The 25,516-nt window shown below is 43.8% G+C and carries 20 protein-coding genes; 7 read left to right on the forward strand and 13 right to left on the reverse strand.

Annotated features, from left to right (window positions below):
* Nucleotides 1-6: 6 nt before the first annotated feature.
* The 3 genes from Q0C19_RS02815 to Q0C19_RS02825 all read right to left on the reverse strand — a co-directional run bounded on the left by Q0C19_RS02815 (nucleotide 7) and on the right by Q0C19_RS02825 (nucleotide 2,738).
* The gene (locus Q0C19_RS02815) at nucleotides 7-576 is read right to left on the reverse strand and encodes an aminodeoxychorismate/anthranilate synthase component II (protein ID WP_295052616.1); all 570 of its coding nucleotides are present in this window, start codon (nucleotides 574-576) and stop codon (nucleotides 7-9) included.
* A 9-nt stretch (nucleotides 577-585) separates the two neighbouring features.
* The gene (gene mqnE / locus Q0C19_RS02820; protein ID WP_295052618.1) at nucleotides 586-1,647 is read right to left on the reverse strand and encodes an aminofutalosine synthase MqnE; all 1,062 of its coding nucleotides are present in this window, start codon (nucleotides 1,645-1,647) and stop codon (nucleotides 586-588) included.
* Nucleotides 1,648-1,730: 83 nt separating this feature from the next.
* Nucleotides 1,731-2,738 carry a GGDEF domain-containing protein gene (locus Q0C19_RS02825; protein WP_295052620.1) on the reverse strand — a complete coding sequence of 336 codons (1,008 nt, stop codon included), beginning with the start codon at nucleotides 2,736-2,738 and terminating at the stop codon, nucleotides 1,731-1,733.
* A gap of 85 nt (nucleotides 2,739-2,823) precedes the next feature.
* Between Q0C19_RS02825 and Q0C19_RS02830 the strand changes: the two genes are divergently transcribed.
* The 3 genes from Q0C19_RS02830 to Q0C19_RS02840 all read left to right on the forward strand — a co-directional run bounded on the left by Q0C19_RS02830 (nucleotide 2,824) and on the right by Q0C19_RS02840 (nucleotide 9,085).
* Nucleotides 2,824-5,331, forward strand: coding sequence for a DUF294 nucleotidyltransferase-like domain-containing protein (locus tag Q0C19_RS02830; protein ID WP_295052622.1), 2,508 nt, complete (start codon nucleotides 2,824-2,826; stop codon nucleotides 5,329-5,331).
* A 2-nt stretch (nucleotides 5,332-5,333) separates the two neighbouring features.
* Nucleotides 5,334-7,148, forward strand: coding sequence for a glutamine--fructose-6-phosphate transaminase (isomerizing) (glmS, locus tag Q0C19_RS02835; RefSeq protein WP_295052624.1), 1,815 nt, complete (start codon nucleotides 5,334-5,336; stop codon nucleotides 7,146-7,148).
* 98 nt (nucleotides 7,149-7,246) lie between these two features.
* The gene (locus Q0C19_RS02840) at nucleotides 7,247-9,085 is read left to right on the forward strand and encodes a GGDEF domain-containing protein (protein ID WP_295052626.1); all 1,839 of its coding nucleotides are present in this window, start codon (nucleotides 7,247-7,249) and stop codon (nucleotides 9,083-9,085) included.
* A gap of 185 nt (nucleotides 9,086-9,270) precedes the next feature.
* Here the strand turns inward: Q0C19_RS02840 and Q0C19_RS02845 are convergent, their stop codons facing one another.
* The 3 genes from Q0C19_RS02845 to thiC all read right to left on the reverse strand — a co-directional run bounded on the left by Q0C19_RS02845 (nucleotide 9,271) and on the right by thiC (nucleotide 13,753).
* Complete coding sequence (locus tag Q0C19_RS02845) at nucleotides 9,271-11,064, reverse strand: GGDEF domain-containing protein (protein ID WP_295052628.1); 1,794 nt, start codon at nucleotides 11,062-11,064, stop codon at nucleotides 9,271-9,273.
* 105 nt (nucleotides 11,065-11,169) lie between these two features.
* Nucleotides 11,170-12,339 carry an Mrp/NBP35 family ATP-binding protein gene (locus Q0C19_RS02850; protein WP_295052630.1) on the reverse strand — a complete coding sequence of 390 codons (1,170 nt, stop codon included), beginning with the start codon at nucleotides 12,337-12,339 and terminating at the stop codon, nucleotides 11,170-11,172.
* 22 nt (nucleotides 12,340-12,361) lie between these two features.
* On the reverse strand, nucleotides 12,362-13,753 hold the full coding sequence (gene thiC / locus Q0C19_RS02855; protein WP_295052651.1) for a phosphomethylpyrimidine synthase ThiC: 1,392 nt from the start codon (nucleotides 13,751-13,753) through the stop codon (nucleotides 12,362-12,364).
* A gap of 202 nt (nucleotides 13,754-13,955) precedes the next feature.
* Between thiC and Q0C19_RS02860 the strand changes: the two genes are divergently transcribed.
* From Q0C19_RS02860 to Q0C19_RS02875, 4 genes are read left to right on the forward strand one after another with little or no spacing between them, the layout of a single operon-like run.
* Entirely contained in the window at nucleotides 13,956-15,077 is a 1,122-nt protein-coding gene (locus tag Q0C19_RS02860) for a bifunctional 2-C-methyl-D-erythritol 4-phosphate cytidylyltransferase/2-C-methyl-D-erythritol 2,4-cyclodiphosphate synthase (protein ID WP_295052632.1), read from the forward strand.
* A complete protein-coding gene (locus tag Q0C19_RS02865) occupies nucleotides 15,074-15,961 on the forward strand; it encodes a response regulator (RefSeq protein WP_295052634.1) in 888 nt (295 codons plus the stop codon). The genes Q0C19_RS02860 and Q0C19_RS02865 overlap by 4 nt, the downstream gene beginning before the upstream one ends.
* Nucleotides 15,939-17,129: a sulfate adenylyltransferase gene (locus tag Q0C19_RS02870; RefSeq protein WP_295052636.1), complete on the forward strand. Its 1,191-nt coding sequence runs from the start codon at nucleotides 15,939-15,941 to the stop codon at nucleotides 17,127-17,129. Before Q0C19_RS02865 ends, Q0C19_RS02870 begins: the two co-directional genes overlap by 23 nt.
* Before the next feature lie 8 nt (nucleotides 17,130-17,137).
* Nucleotides 17,138-17,644, forward strand: a complete 507-nt coding sequence (locus Q0C19_RS02875) for a phosphatidylglycerophosphatase A (RefSeq protein ID WP_295052637.1) — start codon at nucleotides 17,138-17,140, stop codon at nucleotides 17,642-17,644.
* Here the strand turns inward: Q0C19_RS02875 and Q0C19_RS02880 are convergent.
* From Q0C19_RS02880 to Q0C19_RS02910, 7 genes are all read right to left on the reverse strand, one after another.
* The gene (locus Q0C19_RS02880) at nucleotides 17,637-19,445 is read right to left on the reverse strand and encodes a diguanylate cyclase (RefSeq protein ID WP_295052640.1); all 1,809 of its coding nucleotides are present in this window, start codon (nucleotides 19,443-19,445) and stop codon (nucleotides 17,637-17,639) included. The two genes, Q0C19_RS02875 and Q0C19_RS02880, sit on opposite strands and share 8 nt — an antisense overlap.
* Before the next feature lie 164 nt (nucleotides 19,446-19,609).
* Nucleotides 19,610-21,418: a diguanylate cyclase gene (locus Q0C19_RS02885; RefSeq protein WP_295052642.1), complete on the reverse strand. Its 1,809-nt coding sequence runs from the start codon at nucleotides 21,416-21,418 to the stop codon at nucleotides 19,610-19,612.
* A gap of 27 nt (nucleotides 21,419-21,445) precedes the next feature.
* Nucleotides 21,446-21,937 carry a hypothetical protein gene (locus tag Q0C19_RS02890; RefSeq protein ID WP_295052644.1) on the reverse strand — a complete coding sequence of 164 codons (492 nt, stop codon included), beginning with the start codon at nucleotides 21,935-21,937 and terminating at the stop codon, nucleotides 21,446-21,448.
* A complete protein-coding gene (locus Q0C19_RS02895; RefSeq protein ID WP_295052645.1) occupies nucleotides 21,934-22,392 on the reverse strand; it encodes a hypothetical protein in 459 nt (152 codons plus the stop codon). The genes Q0C19_RS02890 and Q0C19_RS02895 overlap by 4 nt, the downstream gene beginning before the upstream one ends.
* Nucleotides 22,374-23,471 (reverse strand): 4Fe-4S binding protein, encoded by a 1,098-nt coding sequence (locus tag Q0C19_RS02900; RefSeq protein ID WP_295052646.1) that lies wholly within the window; start codon nucleotides 23,469-23,471, stop codon nucleotides 22,374-22,376. Before Q0C19_RS02900 ends, Q0C19_RS02895 begins: the two co-directional genes overlap by 19 nt.
* 7 nt (nucleotides 23,472-23,478) lie before the next feature.
* The gene (locus tag Q0C19_RS02905; RefSeq protein WP_295052647.1) at nucleotides 23,479-24,090 is read right to left on the reverse strand and encodes a molecular chaperone TorD family protein; all 612 of its coding nucleotides are present in this window, start codon (nucleotides 24,088-24,090) and stop codon (nucleotides 23,479-23,481) included.
* A gap of 94 nt (nucleotides 24,091-24,184) precedes the next feature.
* The coding region (locus Q0C19_RS02910) for a molybdopterin dinucleotide binding domain-containing protein (RefSeq protein WP_295052649.1) at nucleotides 24,185-25,516 on the reverse strand (1,332 nt) is incomplete at its 5' end.

Raw genomic sequence — 25,516 nt, forward strand, 5'->3', positions numbered from 1 at the left:
TTTCTCTCATAGTTTTAGAAAGTTGTTCAGTATCTCATGTCCAAATTCACTCATAATCGATTCAGGGTGAAATTGAACACCGTAAATCGGTTTGCCTTTGATTTCCAATGCCATAATCTCATGGTCATCTTCACTGTAAGCCGTTGGAATAATTGATTCCGGAAGATTCTCCTGCTCAACAATCAAAGAGTGATATCGAGTGGCGGTAAATATCTCCGGTAATTTGTGAAAAATCGGTGTTTCGCCCGAACGGATCATTTTCGACGTCTTACCGTGCATCATACGATTTGCTCGCACTACATTGCCGCCGAATGCCTGCGCAATACTTTGATGCCCCAAACAGATACCTAAAATAGGAACTTTATCGGCAAAATGGCGGATAACTTCCAATGTCACTCCCGCATCATCGGGCGTGGCCGGTCCCGGAGAGATAATAATTTTTTCCGGATGAAGCGCTTCAATCTCTTCTACCGTAAGCTCATCGTTACGGATGATTTTCAAATCTGCGCCGAGTTCCAGACAGTATTGAACAATATTATAGGTAAAACTGTCATAGTTATCAATCATTAGAATCATTCGTGTTCCTTACCATGCTTTGATAGTATTATACAAGCTATCGCGTTCAATCGGCTCAAACCCGCTGTTCTTAATAAGGGCAACAAACTCCGATAGATTAACACCGTTGGCACTTTTGGCTCCCGCTGCGGAGTTGATCGACTCTTTTTCGATCGTACCGTCGAGGTCATTGGCTCCAAATTCTTGCGCTACGAGCGCCAGATTAACGGTAGAGGTAACCCAGTAGGCTTTGAGATTCGGGACATTGTCGAGGACAATGCGGCTGATCGCCATCGTTTTTAGAATTTCGTGCGCCGTAATAGACTCTTTGACGTTCAAAAAGTTGTTCTCGCTTTGATACACCAGAGGGATAAAGCAGTTAAAGCCCCCCGTTACATCTTGCAAATCACGAATACGGATCATGTGATCGATCCGGTGAGCGCGCTCTTCGACATGACCGAAGAGCATCGTGACATTGGATTTCATCCCTCTCTCGTGCCATTTGCGGTGAATCTCAAGCCATTGGGCGGAATTAACCTTCCCTTTGCAGATGTAATCGCGCACTTTCTCGTCGAAAATCTCCGCACCGCCTCCCGGCATCGAATCGACACCGTTTGCGATCATCAAGTCAATAATCTCATCGTAGCTTTTGTTGTACTCTTCGGAGAGGAAATGGACTTCTGCCGCCGTAAGGGCTTTGATATGGAGATGTGGATGACGCGCTTTGATCTTACTAAATACTTCCAAATACCATTCCAGCCCTGTATCCGGATTGTGTGCGGAGACGATATGCACTTCTGAAATACCGCGGGCAACAATATCATCGGTGATCGCCAAAATTTCCTCATGACTCATAGTATAGGGATTAGGATTTTTACGGCTTGAACTGTAGGCGCAAAATTTGCAGACGTCTTTACAGACATTGGTCGGATTGATATGCCGATTGATATTAAAATAGGTACGTTTCCCATGCAGCGTTTTACGACGCTCGTCGGCGAGTTCACCGAGGGTAAAAAGGTCTACATCATACAAAGCGACCGCTTCATCAAAACTCAAACGCTCATGATTTTTTACTTTTGCTATCAAATCCATAATTCAATCTTTTTTACTTATATTTTGGCGCATTATAGCAAAAGAAAAAAAGCTCATCTTAAACTGCATCAGATTTTTCAGACTTACCAATCAAATAGTACTGCACAGTTTTTATTCGATTTTTTCGCACAATAAAGTGCCTTGTCGGCACGTCCGATTAGATCCTCCAGGGTATCTCCCTGCTGATGGATCGTTACTCCGACACTGATAGTGATGTGAACGTCTTTGCCCGAATACATCAGACGGCTCTGCTCGATTTTTACCCGAATTTTATCGGCTATCGATTGCGCCTGCGTCACGTCGCATCGGTTCAAAACGACAGCAAATTCTTCCCCTCCGTAACGGTACACTTTATCTGCGGTTCGGATCATCCCTTTAATCGTCTGCGCGATAAAATAGAGGACTTTGTCCCCTGCCACATAGCCGTATTCGTCGTTAAGAAACTTGAAATTGTCCACATCGATCATCAGAAGAACCAATGAGAGCGTTTTGTTCGCCCCCGCTTCGATTGTGGGTTCAATATCCTCATTGAATCCTTGGCGGTTTCCAACTTTGGTCAACGGATCCGCTGTGAGCGATGAGCGAGCCTCATGAAGCTCTTTGGTTAGATGATCAATCTGAGACTGCGCCTTATCAAGTTCGTTAGACATTGTTTGATTCAACGTGTTCAATCCTTCGACAAACGTGACGAACTTTTCTACCGAATCGGAGGGGGCGCTGTCGATGTATTGGCGCTGCATCTGGGCGATGGAGGCAATCCCCGAATGCGATTCGATAAAAGAGACGACAGAGTGCTCAACCATATCAAGATATTTGGTAACATCCTCTTTCGAATCACTGAGTGCTTTATGATCTACATTTTCCTGATCTTTGCGGAGCTGTTCATCGGTAATCTCCAGAAAAAGCTGATCAAAAAACTTTTTGTACTGTGAAGGATAAGGGGGGATTCTCATCGAACGCAAAACCCCCATGGCATGATCATGGATTTCTAAGATTTTCTGATAAATAGTAGTGTTTTCCATTCTCTCAACATTCTCCTCTTTTTGCGATGATTGTACCATTTTTGCGTCAACAATCTCTATCTGTGTCATGCCCTCATCTTCTGCCTCATTTTTAACCGTTCTCTTCTCTCAAAAAAAATAATTATGCGCTACAATAAAACAAAAAGTAGCCATTATGAGTATCACCGAGAAGATAGAAGACCTCATCGAACGCCGTGCTAGCGATTTTGAAATATCCAAGCTCTTTAAATCTTATATATCCGATTATAAAAACTCTCTTCCCGAACTTTTCGAACGAAATCAAGGGAAAGATTTTCTCGTCATCCACACCAAAACACTCGATTCTATCATCTCTCTAATGTATAAAACGGTTTTACGGCGACTGTTCGGAAACTATCTACCGATGCGCAGTTCCATCCCCGTCGCCTTTATTGCCCTCGGAAGTTACGGACGAGAACAGCTATGTGTCCACAGTGACATTGATCTGATGATTGTCTATGAAAAGAATGAGGGGTACAACACCGCGGCCATCATCGAAAAATTTCTCTATCTGGCATGGGATGCAGGGTTAAAACTGGGCCATCGCGTCCATGAAATCAATGACCTGCTCAATGCGTCGAGGGAAGACATTACGATCAAAACGGCCATGATGGAATCACGCCTCATTATCGGCTCCCCTTTTACCTGGAGTGCCACACAAAACAAACTCACCGCTATCCGCTATGACGATCCCAAAACATTTATTCTGGCTAAAATAGAGGAAGCCGATCTTCGCCGCCGTAAATTTCCTTTTTCGATGCAACCGCAGATTAAAGAAGGGGTGGGCGGTTTACGTGATTCGCAACTGCTGTATTGGATTGCAAAAACCATCTACGGGGTCAATAGCCTGAAAGAGTTGAGCGGTAAGCTTTTTAATGATGACCAATACCGCGAATACCGCATTGCGCTAGAGCTTTTGTTCCGCGTTCGAAGCGCATTGCATTTGCTCAGCGGTAAACAACAAGACCAACTCGTCCTTGATTACATGCCGCGCATCGCCCAAATGCTCGGGTTCAGTGATGAGCGCCGCCTCGTCAGCCGTCTCCTGGAAGCACAATGGCGAATCAATAACTTCACCCAGATTTATGTTAATAAAATGGCACGGCTCTATCTGAACGACCCAAAACAAATCTCACAGCTTCGATCAGGAAGGATCCAAAAAGGATTTTACGCCGTAGAGGGGACATTGTACGCAACCTATAATATCCCTACCCCCCCGATTGATGTTCTCCTGGAGTTATTAGTAGGATTGGAAGATCGCCCGTGGATATTTGATTCAAGTGTCCTGTTTCATTTCACCTATACCGCAATCAAGCACCCGTTAAAAGTCAAAACATACGCATTGATGCGCAAACTGTTCGAACGCAATCACCTCTATGTCATTTTGAAACTCTTTTACGATGCCGGAATCTTGCATCATCTCCTCGGAGCATTCAAAAAAGTTCTCCATCTTCCCCAATTTGACGGCTATCACCATTATCCCGTCGATCTGCACTCTATCAAATGTATCGAAGCCCTTGAATCGATTAAAGATCCGTATGTCGAAGCTCTTTATCACCCTCTGCATACTGCGGACAAACTTCTTCTCAAAGCGGTTATCCTCTTGCACGATACAGGCAAAGGGCGAAAACAAGACCATTCGGAGGTGGGAGCCAAACTCATCCTCCCTTTTCTCAAAAATCTTAAACTCCCCGCAGGACAATTTGAGCGCGGTGCCTTACTGGTACGCCATCATGTTTTAATGAGCAATGTCGCCTATCGTGAAAACCTTTACAATGAAAAAACATTGTATCAATTTATGTCCAAAGTCAAAACTCCCGAGAACCTAAAACTCCTCTATATTTTGACTTACGCCGATATAAACGGGGTTGGTGAGGGAACCTATACGAGTTTCGGCGCCAACCTGCTTCATGAACTCTATGAAGCCTCACTCGAAATTGCCTCCCAAAATGATCGGATTACCGATGCGATCAAACGGCAAAACAAAGAAAAACGGCTTATTCACGATCCGGATTTTATACAACTCAGCAAGATGGAGCAGAAAAAAATTCTCTCGATCGAATCCAATCTCTTCTTTTTTAAACATACCCAAAATGAAATATTGAATCTCTCAAAAGAGGCATTCAAATGCCAAACCTTTACCTATCATCTCAATATCGAAGAGGGGCTGGTTATCCATATTTTCCGCCGAATCCCTTTAAACCTCGGCTATCTGCTCGGAAAGCTCAGCTATCTGGATGTTGCTTCGATGGATATCTTTACCCTCTTTGACGGAATTAAATATTTTAAAATCGAATTTTTACAACACCCTCTAGAGGGGACAATGGAACAAATTGAGCTCATCGTCGAAGAGGCATTTGATATGTCCAAGAAACTCACCCTTCCAAAACCGATCATTAAACCGGGAGAAATCACCCTTGAATGCGATCACTCCATCCATTATGCACAGCTTAATCTCACCACCAAAAATCAGCGTGGACTACTGGCGTATTTTGTCCAATGTTTCGATGAAGCGCAGATTAATATTGCCACCGCAAAAATCCATACCAATAAAAATATAGCCAGAGATCATTTCTTAATCGAAAAACAAAACAGGATGTGCGATAATGCGCGCGAAATAATTGATAAATTGATAGGAGAATAACTATGTGCGGTATTGTTGGGTACATCGGAGTCAAACCGGTTAAAAAAATCTTGATCGATGGGCTTCGTGAACTTGAATATCGCGGGTATGATTCTGCCGGTATCGCTGTTTTACAAGATGGCAACTTCTCCTTGTTCAAAGCGGTCGGAAAGCTTGTCAATCTTGAAGAAAAAGCACAGAATTATGAAAGTACCGGTTTCTCTGTCGGTATCGGTCATACCCGCTGGGCAACACACGGCAAACCTACCGAACTGAATGCCCATCCTCATCTGGGACAAAATTCGTATGTCGTTCATAACGGTATCATCGAGAATTATCAAGAGCTCAAAACTATGCTCACGGCGCAAGGGGTTCAGTTTTTAAGTCAAACGGACACCGAAGTCATCGTTCATCTCTTCGAATATCAGCTCAAAAATGCCGCTACCCCGTTTGAAGCGTTTCAACAAACCCTTTCTCAGCTTCATGGTGCCTATGCAATTTTGCTCGTCAATGCCGACGCGGAAGGGACTATTTTCTTTGCAAAACACGGTTCCCCGATGATTATCGGACGCAACCGTGAAAACGAGACACTTTTCGGTTCTTCCGATGCGGCACTCATCGGCAAATGCCATGAAGTGATCTATCTCGAAGACGGCCATTACGGATATGCATCGGCAGAGGGCATTTCCTTATATGATGAGCATAACCATCCGGTAGTACTCCGCTTTACCCCCCTCTCTGAAAATAAACTCTCTGCCCAAAAAGAGGGGTTCCGATTTTTCATGGAAAAAGAGATTTACGAGCAAAGCCGAGTATTAGCCGATACGCTGCTTGGACGATTACGTGATGAAAGCGTCTATTTTGAAGAGTTAGAGGGTACTCTTTTTGAGGGGATCAATGAAATCAAACTTTGCGCATGCGGCACCAGTTATCATGCCGCATTGGTCGCAAGCTACCTATTTGAACGTCACTCAAAAATTCGTGTTTCCGTCGAAATTGCGAGCGAATTTCGCTACCGTGAGCCGTTTCTCTCTCCGGATACCCTCTTCGTCGTTATCAGCCAAAGCGGTGAAACCGCCGACACGTTAGAGAGCCTTAAAATGGCAAAACGCAACGGTCTTAAAACGATGGTCATCTGTAATGTCGACAACTCTTCAATGGTACGATTGGCGGATGCCTCTATCCTTACCCGAGCAGGGATCGAAAAAGGGGTCGCATCCACTAAAGCCTTCGCTACCCAAGTATGTGTTCTGTGGATGCTTAGTCTACATGTGGCAGGAATGCGCAAAACACTTTCATCCGAGGAAATCAAGCGTCAAATCCATCTGTTGCGCACTCTTCCGGCAACCGTAAATGTTGAAAATGCTTTGCATGAGCAGCTTCGCCGCCTCTCAAAACGGTATCTTCATGGGCACGGCTTCTTTTTTATCGGACGGGACGTCTTTTTCCCTCTGGCGCTGGAGGGGGCATTAAAACTCAAAGAGATCACCTATCTGCATGCCGAAGGGTATCCAAGCGGTGAGATGAAACACGGTCCGATCGCCCTAGCCGATCCTGAACTTTTCACAATCGCCCTGCTTCCGCAGCATATGCTCTACGACAAAACCAAAAGCAATATTGAAGAGCTAAGCGCACGGGACTCAACAATCTGTTCCATCAGCCCGCTTGATTTTGACAAAGCGGATGATCATATTTGTACCCATTCGCATGATGATTATATGCTTGAATTTTTTGAGATGATGGTCGTCTTGCAACTCTTATCGATGGAGATCGCAGTCCGCCTCGGTAATGACGTCGATATGCCTCGAAACCTCGCAAAAAGTGTTACGGTCGAATAAACCGTAACACTTTCATCTACATTTAAAAAATATTTAGATACTGTAATCGCTTATAAACTCTTCTTTCTTTTACTGTACATGCTATAAGGTAATAAAATATGAATGCAAACCGGAAAATACTGTTTATCGTTGCTTTGATGCTTATCGGGCTTGCTGTGGCTACCATCACCAACGTAGCTCTCAATTTCCGTGACTATGGCTATAACAATGCTATAGAAAAATCAAAAATGACTGCTGAAATCGTCCGTGATGGTTTGACTGCGCACATGGTCAACGGCATGATGGATAAACGGGAATTTTTTCTTTCCAATATTGCCAATATCAAAGATGTACAAAAACTCTGGATAGTTCGATCGGATAATGTTGTTAAACAGCATGGAGAAGGGCTTGAAAATGAACACCCGCGAGATGCCATAGACCGAAAAGTACTCAAAGAAGGGTCAATTGTACGTGAGATACGTGAAGATTCTCAAAATGCGATGTTGCGGGTAACTATCCCCTATATTGCCAGTGCATACGGCAATCCCAACTGTCTTTCTTGTCATAATGCAAAAGAAGGGGATGTATTGGGTGTCATCAGTATGGAATTTAATATCAATGATATCCGTCAAACCGGCGCTATGACCATTGCTAAAATTTTTGCTATCAATGTGGTGTTTATTGTTATCGCCCTTTGGGTAACCAATCACTACTTCAAACCGTATATGAAACTTTTTGAAAATCTCCAAAACGGAATCAAACGAGCCCGTACCGGAGATTTTAGTTTTCGTTTCACGACAACACTCAAAGATGCCGGAAGTGAAGTGGCGGATCAGATGAATACGCTGTTCCAAAAAATGGAAGATACTTTCGGCGGCATTAAACACAATCTCAATACTTTTGCCTCCCGATCAAATATCTCCAGTAATGATCCTCTCAGTACAGCCGGGGTTATTATTCAGGAACTTTCCGATGTTTATAAATTTAAAAAGACGATAGAACACGATGCGAATAAAGATGCGGTCTATGGACGATTTATTTTTGTCTTAAAAGAAAAATTTCATTTTGAACATTTTGCCCTATATGAAGTGGATAAAACAACTAAAGAACGGAAGCTGATCCATATCACCGACCATAAAAGCTTTTGTCTCCCTACAGCAGATAAAGATACCTATGAGTGCCGAGCTTATCGAACGGACAGTGATGTTTACTCCACCGATTTTCCAAATATTTGTGCCAATTGTGCAGATGATAAAGAGTACTCGTGTATTCCGTTTAATATCAATGACGATTTGGCATTGATTCTCTCCTATTCTGCAAAAGATGTTGCAACCATTGAAGCGATGAACCTCGCATTACCGAGTATTCGAAACTATTTTGAAGCGGCAAAAGCGGTCATCGAAAGCCGAAGTCTTATGGATAAGCTACGAGATTCTTCTCTTCGAGACGGTGCAACGGGTCTTTATAATCGTAGATTTTTGGAAGAGTTTATTGATAAAAGTGCCGAACAAGCAATGCGTTCACATATCTCTTATGCCGTGCTAATGATTGATATCGATTACTTCAAAATGATAAACGATACCTATGGCCATGATGCCGGAGACATTGTCATTAAATCGCTCTCAGAGATTTTGGTTCAAACGATTCGAAAAGCCGATCTTCCGGTACGTTACGGAGGGGAAGAGTTTCTCGTTCTGCTCCATAATACAACCCCGGAGGGGGCATTATCTGTTGCTGAAAAAATACGAACTGTTTTCAATGAAAAACGGTTCCAATTCGGCAACGATACCGTCCAAAAAACATTGAGTATCGGGATAGCACACTTCCCGACGCAAGCAGATTCCATATGGAAAGTCATTAAATTCGCCGATATCGCCCTCTATGAAGGGAAACATACCGGACGTAACCGAGTTATTGAGTTTGAAGAGCGAATGTTCAGCGGCGGAGACCAGTTCTAATCCGTATACCTTTCCATACCGATCCTCTCTTGGGAGGGGAATTTTTCACTGCTGCATACTCTCCCGTATATGCACTTCTAGATATCCTATCCGATTCCGGCTACTGCTTCCCGCCTTCTAAGTAGGAGGGAGGGATTATATATTCCCTCTCTTAGAGAAGAGAAGGTTAAAGCAGCTTCAGCAGATTAAACAGGCATCGATTTAGGTTCATAGAGCAAGGAAGCATTTCCCCCTTGGTGTTTTGCTTCCAGCAACGCCCTCTTAGCGTATTCAATCGCTTCTATCATATCGTGTGTCTGTATAGGGAAGAGAGAAATTCCGATACTTACCGTTTTCAGTATCGCATAGGTATTGACTCTGATTTTTTTCTTGAACGATAGACGAATAGATTCAGCGACTTGATGCACTTCATCCCCCTCATAATCGTACAAAACAACGGCAAAGGTATCGCCGCCGTATCGGATAAGAATGTCTCCTTGTCGGATATTCTCATGTATATTATGGGCCATTGCTTTAATCACTTCATCGCCGACAGAATTGTCATAGGAGTGATTGATTAAATTGAATTGATCCATATCGATCATCAAGATTCCATAAGGGATCATCGTACGGGTGGACTGAGCCATAATAAGCTTGCTCAATTCCTCGAGATACGCACGATTATACAGTTGTGTACGCGGATCGATCCGAACCGTCTGTTGCAGTTTTTTGTTGATGATCTGAAGTTTCGATGCATTAATATAATTGCCCAACTGTTCCAGCGCCAAACGGATTGAGCCGATTTCACGCACATCATACGTCACAAGGGAGACAACGATGTCCAAATCGTCAACAATCGGATAACTTTGGCATACATAATGAGCCTCTGGATCGATCATCTTGGGACAAGCAACTTCGCATCCGCTTGAATCTACCATACCGCCGGTATGATCAGCACGACATCCGCTTAGTGCATCGCATAACAATGCTTTTTCCGTATGTACGATTTGGGTCGTTTTATTGAGCGGATTGAGTTCTAATATATTAAAATTATTTAAATTCCAGCGGGTACGAAGCAGCGCGATTAAACGTGCGTATACCTCTGCGAGATTTTGATCTTTCTCTATCTCTGTCCGAAATCGTTCCACCTCATAGAGTTGATGAATCCCCATCTGAATCGTATAAAGAGGATCAGAGTTCTGCTGATCAAGCCGAATGAGCGAACCCATTTTTTTACCGCTTTCACTTAGCGTCGTATCGAGTTTTTCCATCACGGCATTGGTCCACATCGCGGCCTTGTATCCGTCCGATGTCTCATGCTGTTCAACACGATAACTGTAATCACCCTCCTCCGCTTTCTCCATCGTAAGTGCGACAGCGTCCAATGTCTCTTTGTACGAAGCGATAAAACGGCGTACGGTTTTAAGCAAATAGAATGTCACACCCATCAAAACGACAATGGCAAGCGCAGCAGCCACCAATCCGGTCACCTTAAGATCGTTTATCTCCATCTCTATAGAGACGACTCCCAGTACCGTTCCCACTTTGGCATCATGACAGCTTAAGCAATCAATCTTCCCCTCTTCGGTAGCGACGTAGGGAAGGGAGAGTCGATAAAGGGTATCCGAGAATAACGCACCTGAGACATTTTTAATCTCTTTGCCGTCGCGCAAAACGGCACGATCTATATCATCTATCGCTTCTTGCGGATGAATCCCTTTCCCGTATTGACGGTTCAAGGCATCGGATCGGACGATCCATGTCCGTTTCATCCCCTCTAATGTCGCAATTTGCTTTACCAGTTCATTTTGGTAATCGGAACTTCCGGTAATCATATGTGATGTTAATGATTCTTGAACGATATGTGCTGCTAAGGTAGCTTTACTTTCTGCCGAATGCAGCCCCATGTATCGAAAAGTTGCCGCCAACACGGCAATAAAAAGGGCCACCACCGCTATGACACTGATGACGAGGGTAAAAAATGTTTTCTCTTTTTTCATTATTCCTGACTTATATTATGTAAGTAGCTCGATTATACTGAAAAAAAGATTAGAGTTATAAAAAAAGGAGTATTTCCCCGAGTATCGGGGAAGAGAGACGTTGATTTAGTGACAGCCGCAGCCTGTGCCGCAACTTCCGCTACTAGGAGCTTCTTGTTTCGGTGCAGCGGCAGTGGAACATGCCGATACGCCCGGAGGAGTATTGGGTTGAATCGCTTGATTATCCACGCCCCCCTCTTCATTGATTTTTTCAATCGTTGCCCACAAATCTTCGGCCGCTTTCATATAACGCTTTGCCGTTTCAGAGGTAGGCGCATAATAGGTGACTGGTTTCCCTTCGTCTCCGCCTGTGCGAATCGCCGGCTCGATCGGGATTTCGGCAAGGATACAGGTATCGAACTGATCCGCCATCGCTTTGGAGGTTCCTTTACCGAAAATATCGTACTCAACACCCGTATCGGGAGCAATAAAGCCAGACATATTTTCCACTACACCCGCAATCGGAATATGGAGTTTTTTGAACATATCGAGACTTCGGCGTGAATCATCAAGCGATACCATTTGCGGAGTGGTCACGGTGACACCGACAGTAACCGGAACGCTTTGCGCCAATGTAAGCTGTGCATCACCCGTACCCGGAGGCATATCGATAACAAGACAATCCAGATCCGACCACATGATATCGCGTAAAAACTGCTCGATGGCTTTCATAACCATCGCACCGCGCCAGATAAGGGATTGCCCGTCTTCCATGAGTGATCCCATGGACATTACTTCTACCCCGTATGCTTTCAATGGGAGAACTTTATTTCCGATGACTTCAGGTTTTTGCCCATCAAGACCCATCATACGAGGGATATTTGGTCCATAAATGTCAGCGTCCAAAAGACCCACTTTTTTCCCTTGCATGGCAAGAGCCACTGCGAGGTTAACCGACGTCGTCGATTTACCGACTCCCCCTTTACCTGAACTGACCATGATAAAGTTTTTTACCTGAGGAGCAATATTTTTTCCCTTAGATGAACTCTCACGCGGCATTTTTGGCGCAGTGATAGTGACAACAACCTCATCTGCTCCGGCACGTTTTAACTCGTCCGTTGCTTCAACGGTAATCTGATGTGCTACTTCGGGTGCACTGGAAGTAATATCCACTGCGACACTCACATTTGAACCGTCTATTTTAATCTCTTTAACAAATCCGAACGTTACGATATCTTTCGTAAATCCCGGATAGGTAACTTTCGATAATGCTGATTTTACAATTTCTTCTGTCATAACTATATTCTCCTTATGGTTTTTAGCTTGCGCTTTTGGCTTTCACTTCGGCAGCGATCTGTGCGATTGCTTCAGGGTTGTCCATAATCTGCTGGGTGATTTTATACGAACAAAATTTCGGTCCGCACATGGAACAAAACTCCGCTTCTTTAAATACATCCTGCGGCAATGTCTCATCATGATACTCACGTGCTCTCTCAGGGTCGAGGGCAAGTTCAAACTGACGCTTCCAGTCAAACGCATACCGCGCATCGCTCATAGCATCGTCGATATCACGGGCACCTTTGCGTCCGCGGGCTATATCGGCAGCGTGTGCCGCGATTTTGTACGCAATGATCCCTGCACGGACATCTTCGGCGTTCGGAAGACCCAAATGCTCTTTCGGGGTGACGTAACAGAGCATCGAAGCTCCGTGCCATCCACCGACTGCCGCACCGATTGCCGAGCTGATATGGTCATACCCCGCCGCGATATCGGTAACCAAAGGTCCGAGGATATAAAACGGTGCCTCATGACAATACTCGCGCTGGATTTTCATGTTGCGCTCGATCTGATTGAGAGGGACGTGTCCCGGCCCTTCGATCATCACCTGTACGTTTTTCTCCCAAGCACGAAGGGTCAATTCACCAAGGACTTTAAGCTCACCGAGCTGCGCTTCGTCACTCGCATCCGCCAAACATCCCGGACGAAGTGAATCCCCAAGGGAAAGGGATACATCGTAACGGGCACAAATATCGAGAATCTCATCATACGCCGTGTAAAAAGGGTTTTCTCGATGGTAATGCATCATCCATGCCGCCATCAGCGATCCCCCGCGACTGACGATCCCCATTTTGCGTTTGGCTACTTTCGGCATCGTTTCGAGCAAAAATCCCGCATGGATGGTGAAATAACTCACCCCCTGCTGCGCTTGACGCTCTAAAACTTCGAGCATAACCTCGATACTCAAATCTTCGATTTTGTTGTTCACATCGTGCAAAATCTGATAAATCGGTACCGTTCCGATTGGGATTTTGGAGTTTTCAATCACCGCGCGGCGAATCTCGTCCAAATCTCCCCCCGTAGAGAGGTCCATCGCGGTATCGGCTTTATAGTGCTGAGAGACTTGAATCTTTTCAATCTCCCCTTGCACATCCGACGCAATCGCCGATGAACCGATGTTGGCATTGATTTTACACCTTGCGGCAATTCCAATTGCCATAGGTTCCAAGTTTTTATGATTGATGTTAGCGGGAATGATCAAACGACCACGCGCTACTTCGGAACGTACCAACTCAGGGTCAAGTTCCTCAACCTTGGCGACGTACGCCATCTCTTCGGTAATAATACCTTGCTTGGCATAATACATCTGAGTTCGAACGGTGTCGTTTTGTCTGTTGGCGACCCATGCGGTTCTCATCTCTTTCTCCTTGATCTTTTCAAAAGCTTGATTGGACTTATAAATAAGACCCCCTAAAAGGGTCGTATCTCTTTTAAAGTAACTAAAAAATTTCAAGAGGATTTAGGAAAAGTCTCCCTATTTCCCACTTGATATATTCTATAATTTATCGCAAACAAGATAAAAAAAAGCTTTTTGAGTGTATAATTTCGTAACAGTTTTCAAAATAGGATACATTTTGTCTGATTTGACCCTTATTTTGCTTGCCGCAGGTAACTCAACCCGTTTTAAAGTACCTGTAAAAAAACAATGGCTTCGTATCGGTCATGATCCTTTATGGCTTTTTGTTACTAACCGTATCAAGAACTCTCTGCCCGATGCCGCTGTTATCCTCTCTGCCCATCCTGATGAAATTCCATTTATGACTTCTATGTGCGATTTTACCGTTGTCGCCGGGGGAAATACACGCCAGCAGTCACTCAAAAATGCCCTCAAAGAGGTCAAAACTCCCTATGTCATGGTCACCGATATTGCCCGTGCGTGTATTGATCCGGATCTCATCACACGATTATTGGAACATAAAGAATATGCCGACACGATTGTCCCCGCACTGGATGTTCACGATACGGTGATATACAAAAATGAGACCATTGCACGCGAACAGGTTAAACGGATTCAAACGCCGCAGCTCTCGCGCACCGAGGTATTACGCCGTGCGTTGGAAACCGATATCGAATATACCGATGAGAGCAGTGCCGTTGTCGCATCGGGCGGAACACGCTATTTTGTGATAGGGGATACGCGTGCCGCTAAAATCACTCACTCCGCCGATATCGGCGCACTCGAGTGTCTTGCCCCCCCCTCGCCGTTTCTTTTTACCGGAAACGGCTTTGATGTCCACCCGTTTGAAGAGGGGAAACCTATGGTTCTCGGAGGGGTAGAGATTGAAAGTCCCTACGGATTTAAAGCGCACAGTGACGGAGATGTCGCGATTCATGCCCTCATTGACGCCCTGTTGGGTGCGGCATGTTTGGGAGACATCGGCATGCTGTTTCCCGATACCGATGCCTCCTATAAAAATATTGACTCTAAGCAGCTTTTGAGACGATGTGTTGAAAAACTTCATAGTTTCGGATTTATTATACTGCATGCTGATATCACCATTATCGCCCAAGCGCCTAAAATCGCACCGTATAAAGATACAATGCGCCGCACTCTCGCATCACTGCTTCATATCCCCTCTGCCCGCGTCAATGTCAAAGCGACAACCACCGAGCATTTGGGATTTATCGGTCGCAAAGAAGGGGTCGGCGTCATTGCTACCGCATCAGTACACTACTTTGATTGGAAAAACGGATGAACATACTCATTATCGAAAATGAAATTTATTTAGCGCAAAGCATCGCGTCAAAACTGAGTGATCTAAGTCATAACTGTGATATCTCAAGTTCTACCAAAGAGGGACTTCGCGGAATAGCGTATGATGTCGTACTTCTCTCTACCAACATCAGCGGTCAAGATATCTATCCCGTCATCGAAGCCTATAAAAATGCGGTTGTCATTTTGATGGTAAGCTACGTGAGCAACGATACCGTATCCAAACCTCTCGCTGCCGGAGCCAAAGACTACATCCTCAAACCGTTTATGATTGAGGAACTGATCCGTAAAATCCAACACTTCCAAAACCACGAACGTCTGCGCAGACAAAATCAAACGTATGAGCGTTATCTCTCCCACACCTTTAATTCGATCAATGTCAATGAAGATCTAGACAAAGTTGAACTTCCCCTCTTTATTTGCAGCGGGTATCAAAAATATGCCGATGCTTTTGCATTTCGATATGCGGCGCATCATGATAAAACACTTCAGTTTATCTCTCTCTCATCGGCTAAAGCGTTCACGGATATTGCATCGCAGAGTGATGACTCAATCCTTTTTATCACCGATTTCCAAAACCTCAAAAAAAGTGAGCATAAAGCATTTTATGAGTTGATCACCGGAAAAAAATGTATCGTCGCCAGTACCGATCCGATTGATAATCTCCCGTTCAAATTGATTGAAATCGAAAGTGAAAGCCACCTTTTCGATCAAGGGGAAATTTTGCCGATCGAAGAGTATGTTAAATATATTATGGTCCATTTCCAAAACCGCTTTCCGGATACGGAACTCTCAAAGAAACTCGGTATTTCACGCAAAAGCTTATGGGAAAAGAGAAAGAAATATGGCATCGTCAAGAAAAAATAGAGCTCTCTTTATCGACCAAGAGGCTGTCTCTGCCCTCATATTACTCAAATCCGGAATGCTCAGCCCCGTTACCGCGCTGATGAATGAAAAACAAAGCAAAGAGGTTCTCAGCAGCGGAATGTTTATGGGAAAAACATTTCCTTTTCCTCTCATCCTCTCCCCCAGCGGAAAAGTAAACGAAACCATCCTTATGTCAGCGCACAAGGGTGAAATTCTTGAACTGATATGCGATAACGTCATCGTGGGTGAGCTTTGCGTCGATGAAGTCTACCCCATTGATCCGCGAGAGCGGCTCCATCAAATCTACGGTACCGAAGATCTTTCACATCCCGGAGTCAATGCTACCCATAAACGTTTAGGAAAATATGCTATTTGCGGTGATTACTCCATCGACCTCTCCAGCGTCCAGGCGATTCAGGAAATGCTCTCTCAAGCCAAAGAGCAAATCGGAGCGGAACACACTACCGCATTGTTTATGGCTGCCAATCCCCTTCATCGTGCGCATGAACGCCTTATCCGGCAAAGCTTGGAGCGTACCGATCTCATCGTTATTTTTCTCCTAAAACCTTACAACAATGCAGATTTGAAGTATGAACTGCGCTATGAAACCTTGAAGTTTTTCATCGAAAACTACCTCCCGCGTAACCGTGTCGTTATTGTTCCGCTGGAGAGCAGCTACATTTTTGCCGGCAGCAATGAAGTCATTCTGGATGCGATAGTCGCAAAGAATTACGGATGCAACCGTCTCATGATCGGACAAAATCATGCAGGAATCGGAATGTATTATGACCATAACTCGAATAAATCTATCCTGGATCGTCTCGTCGGAATTGATATCGAAGTAGGGATCGCCAGTGAATACGTCTATTGTAATCAATGTAAAACGCTAGTGAGTATCCAGACATGCCCGCACGGTCATCATCACCATATCTCCTACCACTCCGAATCTATCTTGGAACTGATGAGACAAGGGCTTCTCCCCCCTGCCGTCTTAGTACGCAAAGAGATCTCTTCGATGATCGTCGCATCTCTTTACCCCAACCGGTTTAAAAATCTTGCGAAGCTTTATTATGACATTATGCCGGTCAACGGTCTCCTTGAAGAGCACACCGAAAAAGATTTTTACGTTGAACTGATGCGCTTGTATCAGACGACTTCATTAACATAAGGGACACAATGAACTGGTTTTTTCTCACCGTCGGATACAGCGGGCTTTTTCCGAAAGCACCGGGGACTATGGGGACAATCGCATCACTGCCGATCGGGATTGCGATTCTCCTCTATTTCGGACCGCAGACTCTGTTCTTGGCCACCATACTGATTACCCTTATAGCGATTAAAGGGATCAACCGTTATGAAGCCGAATCGCACAATCATGATGACAGCCGAATCGTTATCGACGAACTGGTCGGGATGTGGTTTGCCCTCTCCATCGCGCCTGGGATTGGATTTGATTTAGCTGCCTTGATGCAGTGGGAAAATGGGATTGCGTTTCAAATAGCCCTCAGCTTTATCTTTTTCCGCATCTATGATATCAAAAAGCCCTCGATTATCGGTCGGATCGATCGTGAAGCCAAAGGGGGGCTTGGAGTTATGGGAGATGATATCATCGCAGGGTTTGCTGCGGGAATCACCTCGGCAATCATCTGGCAGGTTATTCTAAAATCAGGGTTGATTAACTAACAACCCGATTTCGACCGTTCGCTTTGGCAATGTAAAGCTTTTCATCCACACGTTTCAGAAGCTGATCAGAATTTTCCCCCTCATTCCACCGGACTACGCCGATTGAACACGTCACTTGTTTGACCGGATCAAAATTGTATTTTGCCACTTTCATCCGTAACGCCTCTGCCAATTTGAGCGCGGATGAGAGTTCGCTATCAGGAAGCAATACGACAAACTCTTCTCCTCCCCATCGGGCAATAACATCGCTTTTGCGAATACCCTCAGACAAAATATGTGCTAATTCCTTCAAAACTTTATCCCCTATCAAATGACCGTAAGTATCATTGACATCCTTAAAGTAGTCAATATCAATGAGTAAAAGAGACAGGGTACGCGCATAACGCTGAGAGAGGCTGATCGAATGTTCCAAAACTTTGTCAAATTGGAAACGATTGGCCACTTGCGTCAATACATCCTGCGTCGCTAATTGATTGAGTTTTGTAATATCGGTAAAGACGACGACATGCCGTATTTCACCTGCATATTCCATTTTTTTGCCATGAACGGTAAAAATAGAGATATTCTCACCCATCCTCATTTTGACCTTATGCTCTTTGCTAGAATATTGAATTAAATAGTCCGTCCATAACAAACCGTCTATACTCGGCATGAGATATTCATCCGATTCTCCCGCTTCAAAAAAATCACAAATGCAAGAGTGATCCTCTCGAAATTTTTCCAAAGAAAAATAGTGAAAATAGTCATAAAATGCCTGATTGGCAAAAATAAGCTCTGTACCGTTTGTGACCACAACAATATTTTTTTGGGAATCGAGAATCGTTTTAATATAACGCTCTTGTAAATTTACTTTTTTGATCAAACCGCCAAACGTATATTCGATCAAGCCCCATAACACTATTAGCATAACGGAAGTAACCATCAGACTATCGATAATCGTATCGATAGTATTCTGACTTACTCCGGTAACATCATTAATGGAAATGATCATCCCTAAATTTCGATTTTTAGTATCTTTTAAAAATAATGGATTGATTTCATAGGATTTACCCTTCAAGTCGATGTGACGAGGTTCCAAAAAAGGATTTTTAAGGGTATAAAGCTGTATTAATTCTTTTCGATCCTTCAATTCACTACTAAAATAGTACTGACCAATCCTTTCGGTATACTTTTCTCTATCCGCTGCTCCAAACCAATCTTTATGAATCATCAAAATACTGTCTGTCCCCGTCAAATGCTTAATTCGGTCAACAAAATATCCAGAATCTACACCGTATTCTAGGGCCCCGACATACTGGTCTTTTTCAAAAATCGGCATTATAACCCGAAAAGCAATCCCTCCAAGCCCCCCTTCAAAGCCGGTAACCATTTTATGTTCTTTATGAATTTCCCGAAGCATCGCACGCCGCGAAGCAATATCATCACCGAATTTTTCTTTGAGATGCATACGTAAAACTGAACGTCCATCCGGTGCGTGAAACTGCATAATGAAAAGATGGGGGTTCTCCTCTTTGAGTGAAGTATAACGGGGGAGTACTAAGTGATACAGGAGTTCGGGATCACGCTTTTTCATCGCCTCCATGACACCCTTTGCCTCTATGGTCGCTCGGGTACGGAAACGGTACAGCTGTTCGGTATCTTCGACAATTGAAGCGAATGCCATCTTGATGTTTTCAGATGAGCGTTCCGTCCGCTCTTTGACATACCGCTTCTCTTGCGAAAGATGGTAAAACGTCAATGTTGCCGATGTCACCATCACAATAAATGCGATTGTCAGCTGAGCGCGTAATTTCAAATTCATCTGGCTTCTACTTTAGGGAGAGTAAAATCATATTTTCATCAATTCATCCATCGGCTCTCTCCTTAAAATCCATGAAAATATGATTCCATCTCTTTTATATTATCTTATTCTATCAACATTTTCGTCAAATCCATCCGGAGAATACAAAATACCCCTCAAGAAAGTTAAGCAACGACGCGATTACGACCACTATGCTTAGCGCGATAAAGATTTTCATCGGCCCGACGTAATAAATCATCCGCTTCTTCGATCGTATCAAACTCAGCGACACCGATAGAACAGGTTAACTGTCCGACCGTCTCAAAAGGGTTTACTTCAATTCTCTGACGCAAAGCTTCAGCCATCGTAATAGCCGAAGGCAATGGAGTATCAGGAAGCAGGATAATAAATTCTTCCCCTCCCCAACGGGCGACAATATCACTTAGGCGAATTTGCTGACGCAGCAATGAACTGAAAGATTTCAGAGCTTCATCACCGACTAAATGACCAAAATTATCATTGATTAATTTAAAATGGTCGATATCCACTATAAGAATAGAAAAGGCTCTTCCATACCGATTAGCTACCGAAATCGAATACTTAAGCATTTTGTCGAATTCAGACCGGTTTGTCACTTGAGTAAGCATATCGACCGTTGCTAAATTATTAAGGTTTGTAATATCGCTTAAAACCACTACTTGGCGAAATACATTATCGTATTCCATGATCTGAATATCGACGGTAAATGTCGATATTTTTCCATTTCTTGTAATTTTTACCTTATGTTCAACCCCTTTGTGTCCCAGAACATATTCGCTCCACATCATTCCATCCATCTGCGGTCGCAAATAGTTTTCACTCTCCGTTGTCTCAAAGAGTTCACAAATACAGCGATGTGCTTGAGTGAATTCTTCCACTGTACGATATTGAAAATAATCAAAAAAAGCATTATTGACATACACGATTTTTCCATCATCCATAACAATCGTAATGTTCTTTTGAGAATTCAAAATAGTGGATATATATTTATCTTGATAGGTTATTTTTTTCGTCATACGTGTAAAAGCATATTCAATGATCCCTATAAGGAGAAGAATAATAATCAGTGTAACCATTACACTTTGTAAAATAATCTGCAATTTCTCTTGATACCCCATCGTCACATCATTAAAAGATAAAAACAATCCGATCGGTTTTCCATTTTTACCAACTAGATAAATCGGGATAACATCATAATCTTTTCCGTTATGATGGATAATGCGCTGATTTAGTGCGGGATTTTCTTTGACGAATTCTTCAATTAAAGGGCGTTGGAACGGATTTAAATGGGCAAAACGATAACCGCTGTATCCCTCTTCATATTTCTGAGTGTCTGCAGCAGCCATACGGCTTTCATGAAGCATGAACAACGTATCCATTTTCGTTGTCCGAACCAGCTTATTGATAATATAATCCGGATCAACACCAAATTCGATGGCACCGATATAGACATTGTTCTCAACTACAGGGACAATGATACGATACGCTATACCTTCAATTCCCCCCTCAAAACCGGCATGCAGCATGTGTGTTTTATGGGTCAATTTAACCATCGGACGACGCGCGGCGATATTGTCACCAAAGGCCTCTTGTCGATGCATCCGAAGAATAGAGTGCCCATCCGGAGCATGAAACTGCATTATCAAAAGATGAGGATTTTCTTCTCGAAGTGTTTTGTATCGAGGGAGGGTTAACGCATAAAGTTTCTCTTTATCGCGATTAACCATTGCCTCTTTAATCCCGTAGGAACGGAGATTAGCATAGGCTCGGTGAATATAAAAATCTTCCAAATCTTTCCGAATAGAATCGTATACGCTTTTGATATTTTGCGAAGATGTAAGGGCTTTTTCGGTCGCGATTTTATCTTCGTGATATAGAAATGAAACCGTTAAGATCGTCGATACCAAAAGGATAAGAAAGGTAACAAAAAGCTGTATACGACGTTTAAAATTCACAAGCACCCTTTATAAGCAAAATATCCGTTACATCATCATCGGTTCATCTGTTGGAGCTATCTCTTCAAAATCCATCACTATCTGGTCTAATATTTTCTGTGTTTTTCTTATTTTATCGATATTTTCGTCGAAAAATACCTTTGAGGATGGAAATGCCTCTGCAAGTTCCTGATAGATGAGAATACGTCCGCCGAAGTGACGATTGAACTCATCAAAGGCACTTCGTAAATAAGACTTGGTTGTTGTATGACGAAACAGCGCTTTGATCATTCTTTTGCGCTCTTTAATCGGTATCGACTCATCAATCGCTTCAGCAACCCGCTTAATGTCCAAACGGGACAAATAGGCACCGCAATGAAACGGAGCCAACAATTTATCCGAAAGCTCATCTACAAATCCCGGTACAGGCTCTTCTTCCGAATCAGAGTCACTGTTCGTTTCACACGAACCGGTGTCGCATTTTCCCCGTACAAACTCATCAAATTCTGCTCGTAAATTGCTAAAATCGTTCTCTTTCATCCTCTTTCTCCTCGTATTAAATCATAAAAATAGCGGCAAAGCGAACGCAATGCTATATTGTCTTTAAACTCTTCATTCTCTGCATAAGCATCCAATGCCATAGGGGTAATCAAATCCCCGAACAGCACGTTGTTTTCGATGCGGATAAAATCGACCAAACCCGCTTCATCCGCACCTTTTGAAAGTGCTTCCATCAATACAAGCACCTCGCCTTGATACTCTGATCCGATTATGGCACCGCTGAGCTTTGAATGGCGCATTTGCGAAACGGTAAAAACCAGATCATCGGGTCTGATGTTCATAGGGATCACCATCGCATTAATCCCATCGGCTTTAAACAATGTGTTTACCATTGATGAGAATCGGTTGCTATGCGCCTCTTCGGCGATAAAACCATAAAGTTTTGTCTCAGCCGTAATCGAATTATCATTATTCATCATCTGTTCAATCCCCATAATTCTAATGCTTCTTCCTCTTCCAAATGGCAACGGCGACAAATCCTTTCCCCGCCGAGAGAGGTGAAGATCAAGCCGCATTCATCACATCGGCGTACCGAATAGGTAACCAGATTTTGAACACTCGGTTCATACCACTCTTTGAGGTTGTACGATGTCGATAGCGTAATGGCATTGCTTTCACATACATCATGACACAGATGGCATCTAACGCATAAAAAAGGGTCAAAATCGATCTTAGAGTTGCGCATATCGGAGGTCAATGCCCCTGTAGGACAGATTCTATAACACATTTCACATGCGGTACATTTTGTCTCATCCAGAAGCTTTTGGGAGGTAAAGTTTATCCGCTCCCCATCAACGATATGATAAAACGAAGGTTTTTCCAGTCGTTTGAGTGCGGTATAAAATACCTTTCGTCGGTCAGTGATTTTTTTAGTTCGTAACCCCTGCGTATGAGAGCTGTCAATCGTATGCGTAATATACTCATCCATACCGAGCTTCACATCACGCTCAAAATCCGCTTTATACGCCCCTATTTTTTTGAGGTGGAACGTTTTAAAAAAATCCCGACGATCTTTTTCCTCTGCTTTTTCATCATCAAAATATCCGACATCTACTAAATCTACACGGTGTATAGACTCCATCGCTTCGAGTGCATAATTGACGTTTTCAACTCGTATTTGCAGCTGATCCACTATCGACTCACCGATAGAACATGCGCTGCAATGCCCGATATCGAGAGTAAGCCCTTTTTTCATTCCGCACAAAGCTATCAGATGTTCACTACCGAGTGCGGCGACACACGGAACATTTTTTTGACACGAAATCAGTACCGATTCATCACTGACGAAACTAAAGAAAAAATCAGTCGGATTAAAGTCATCCAATCCCAATGCTTCGGTTGGACACGATGCAACGCACCCAGCACACCCGACACACACCGCTTGATTGATCGAGGGAAGGCGATCGGTAATGGCTATGGCACTTGTCGGACATACCTCTGCGCATATCGTACAAATCGAGTTAATACTCAATGCACGAACACACTTTGCAGGCGATAAGCTGAGGAGTCCCATAGATGCTTTAGACCTCTGCGCTCAAAGTTTCATTGTCACTGAGAACAAATTCCAGTGCCATCTCCGCCGCATCGTAATAGAGTGGTGTACGCGCCTCGTATTTCAAGTTGATGAGATACATTGGAGCCCATTTAAGCAGATGGGTATTTAAAAAATGGTGCTGCACTTTTTGAAGTTCAGCTACTGCTTCACTGTCATTGTCGCTTTGAGCTTTTTTCTGTGCTTCACACAAGTGATGCATAAACTCGAGTTCAATACCGATGTGATCGGCTGAAACGACACGAGCCACTTCGTAATCGACTAAAAAATCATACGCGCTGTAAATATCGGTCACCGGATTCGCACCGCCCGTTTCGATCATCTGATCGCTTCGCGTATAAAACGTCTCATAAGGTACCAAATGCAAGATTGAAATATTTGTAAAATCTGGATTTAAGTACTCTTCCAGTATCTCTTTATTTGTGAGATTTTTGCGCTGCTCCCACGCTTCCCAATGGGGGAAAAATTCCAAAACAATCGGATCGTTTTTAAGTGTCTCTAAGAGGCTTTCATCCAACTCTTGGAGTAATATTCGAGAAAGCAATGCGTATATATTGCTTCGGGCAATGATCTCATCCATAACGGTTAGGCCTTTTAATGTGATTGTAGGATTGTAGCCTAAAGGGCTGAAAAGCCCTTTAGAAGTCCCTATTAGAAAGAGAAGAGAAGGGGAGTTACCCCTTGATATTCACATCATACGACGCAGGATCAAGTTTAACCCACGGACGGAAAATATGTTTCGGTCGACGAAGTTTAGAATTCGAATCCAAACCGCGTGAGAGTTTGTCTCTCCACGCTTGATACACTTTCATATTGTTGTCGTAATTGACAAAAATATCTCCGATTTTATCCCCTACTTGTGCCGGTTCGAGCAATACTTTGTGATGCCAGCAGTGCATTCCCGATACCGGATCCGGATGCGGAGCAGCAACGGCATTTTGCCATGAACCGCTCAAACCATCCCACCAAATGTTACCGGAGTCACGGTTGTACTCAGCGAAACGTTCGGTATGGAAAGGTTTGATCCCCTCAACGTATTTGAGTTTACCCTCTTTGCCATCCATTTGAATCTCAGCGACCGGTACTCCGAAACTATTCAGTCCCGTCGTCCCTTCGTAGTTGTCAATAATCGTTTGAGCACCCTCTTTACCGACGTTTGCCGAAGATTCTGCTAAGAATTCCTTATTTGTCAAATCACGCGGAGCAACACCCGGAACTACTTTCCCGTCCGTTACACCGTTTGGAATCGTAACATGGTTGGTCAATTTCCAACGTCCGCCATGGTGAGAACATGCGAGCGTTCCCGGAAGAACACCCTCTGTCGGAACCGCCATAGCGACGAAATGACCGCTTTCTAAGCCCGAAACCGTATCGACGATTTTAACGCGGATTGCATCACCGCGCTTAAATCCAAGACGTTTAGCATCCCCCGTACTGATCCAGATCGGGTCGTGGTTTTGAGAGATCTCCATAAGGTGTTTGGAGTTTGCCGAACGGGTATGAATGTTATACGGCAAACGAAACACCGTATTGAGGGCAAACGAATTTTCCTCTTTCATATAGAAATGGTTGACATGAGAGAGGATATGGACCATCTCCTCTTTCTCTTTTTCATTACGCGGGTAAATTGCCATCGCGTATTCCGGCCATTTCCAGTCTTTGGCTACCCATTGGGTATAAACATCGAGCTTACGTGTCGGAGTCGTATACCCTTGGAGCTTTTTACCGTCAATTTGGATACCGATTTTTTTCGAATTCCCTTTTTCATCGACTGCGCTGATAATACCGTTTCCGTCAACACTCATAGAACCCGCATCGTATTTATGCTCATACGATTCGACTTTACCCTCTTCGATTTTAAGTTCACGTTCTTGAACGTTGTAGATTTTGTCCTCTTCAAGCCATACCCCGTGATCGCGCATATAGGCGTAAACCGGGAATTCCTCTTTGGTATAGCGATCATCGTTCATAACCGTCTCATAGAGTTTCGGCAAATTATCACCGAA

The organism is Sulfuricurvum sp., from assembly GCF_023250475.1.
In the GTDB taxonomy this organism is placed as follows: domain Bacteria; phylum Campylobacterota; class Campylobacteria; order Campylobacterales; family Sulfurimonadaceae; genus Sulfuricurvum.

Excerpts from the sequence above, each read along its gene's own strand:
- Q0C19_RS02845 (WP_295052628.1), bottom strand. The coding sequence starts at position 11,064 with ATGAAAAAAGAGAAAACATTTTTTACCCTCGTCATCAGTGTCATAGCG.
- Q0C19_RS02825 (WP_295052620.1), bottom strand. The coding sequence starts at position 2,738 with ATGACACAGATAGAGATTGTTGACGCAAAAATGGTACAATCATCGCAA.
- mqnE (WP_295052618.1), bottom strand. The coding sequence starts at position 1,647 with ATGGATTTGATAGCAAAAGTAAAAAATCATGAGCGTTTGAGTTTTGAT.
- Q0C19_RS02890 (WP_295052644.1), bottom strand. The coding sequence starts at position 21,937 with ATGAAAGAGAACGATTTTAGCAATTTACGAGCAGAATTTGATGAGTTT.
- Q0C19_RS02875 (WP_295052637.1), top strand. The coding sequence starts at position 17,138 with ATGAACTGGTTTTTTCTCACCGTCGGATACAGCGGGCTTTTTCCGAAA.
- Q0C19_RS02900 (WP_295052646.1), bottom strand. The coding sequence starts at position 23,471 with ATGGGACTCCTCAGCTTATCGCCTGCAAAGTGTGTTCGTGCATTGAGT.
- Q0C19_RS02905 (WP_295052647.1), bottom strand. The coding sequence starts at position 24,090 with ATGGATGAGATCATTGCCCGAAGCAATATATACGCATTGCTTTCTCGA.
- Q0C19_RS02895 (WP_295052645.1), bottom strand. The coding sequence starts at position 22,392 with ATGGGGATTGAACAGATGATGAATAATGATAATTCGATTACGGCTGAG.
- Q0C19_RS02815 (WP_295052616.1), bottom strand. The coding sequence starts at position 576 with ATGATTCTAATGATTGATAACTATGACAGTTTTACCTATAATATTGTT.
- Q0C19_RS02880 (WP_295052640.1), bottom strand. The coding sequence starts at position 19,445 with ATGAATTTGAAATTACGCGCTCAGCTGACAATCGCATTTATTGTGATG.
- Q0C19_RS02830 (WP_295052622.1), top strand. The coding sequence starts at position 2,824 with ATGAGTATCACCGAGAAGATAGAAGACCTCATCGAACGCCGTGCTAGC.
- Q0C19_RS02870 (WP_295052636.1), top strand. The coding sequence starts at position 15,939 with ATGGCATCGTCAAGAAAAAATAGAGCTCTCTTTATCGACCAAGAGGCT.
- Q0C19_RS02840 (WP_295052626.1), top strand. The coding sequence starts at position 7,247 with ATGAATGCAAACCGGAAAATACTGTTTATCGTTGCTTTGATGCTTATC.
- glmS (WP_295052624.1), top strand. The coding sequence starts at position 5,334 with ATGTGCGGTATTGTTGGGTACATCGGAGTCAAACCGGTTAAAAAAATC.
- Q0C19_RS02865 (WP_295052634.1), top strand. The coding sequence starts at position 15,074 with ATGAACATACTCATTATCGAAAATGAAATTTATTTAGCGCAAAGCATC.
- Q0C19_RS02850 (WP_295052630.1), bottom strand. The coding sequence starts at position 12,339 with ATGACAGAAGAAATTGTAAAATCAGCATTATCGAAAGTTACCTATCCG.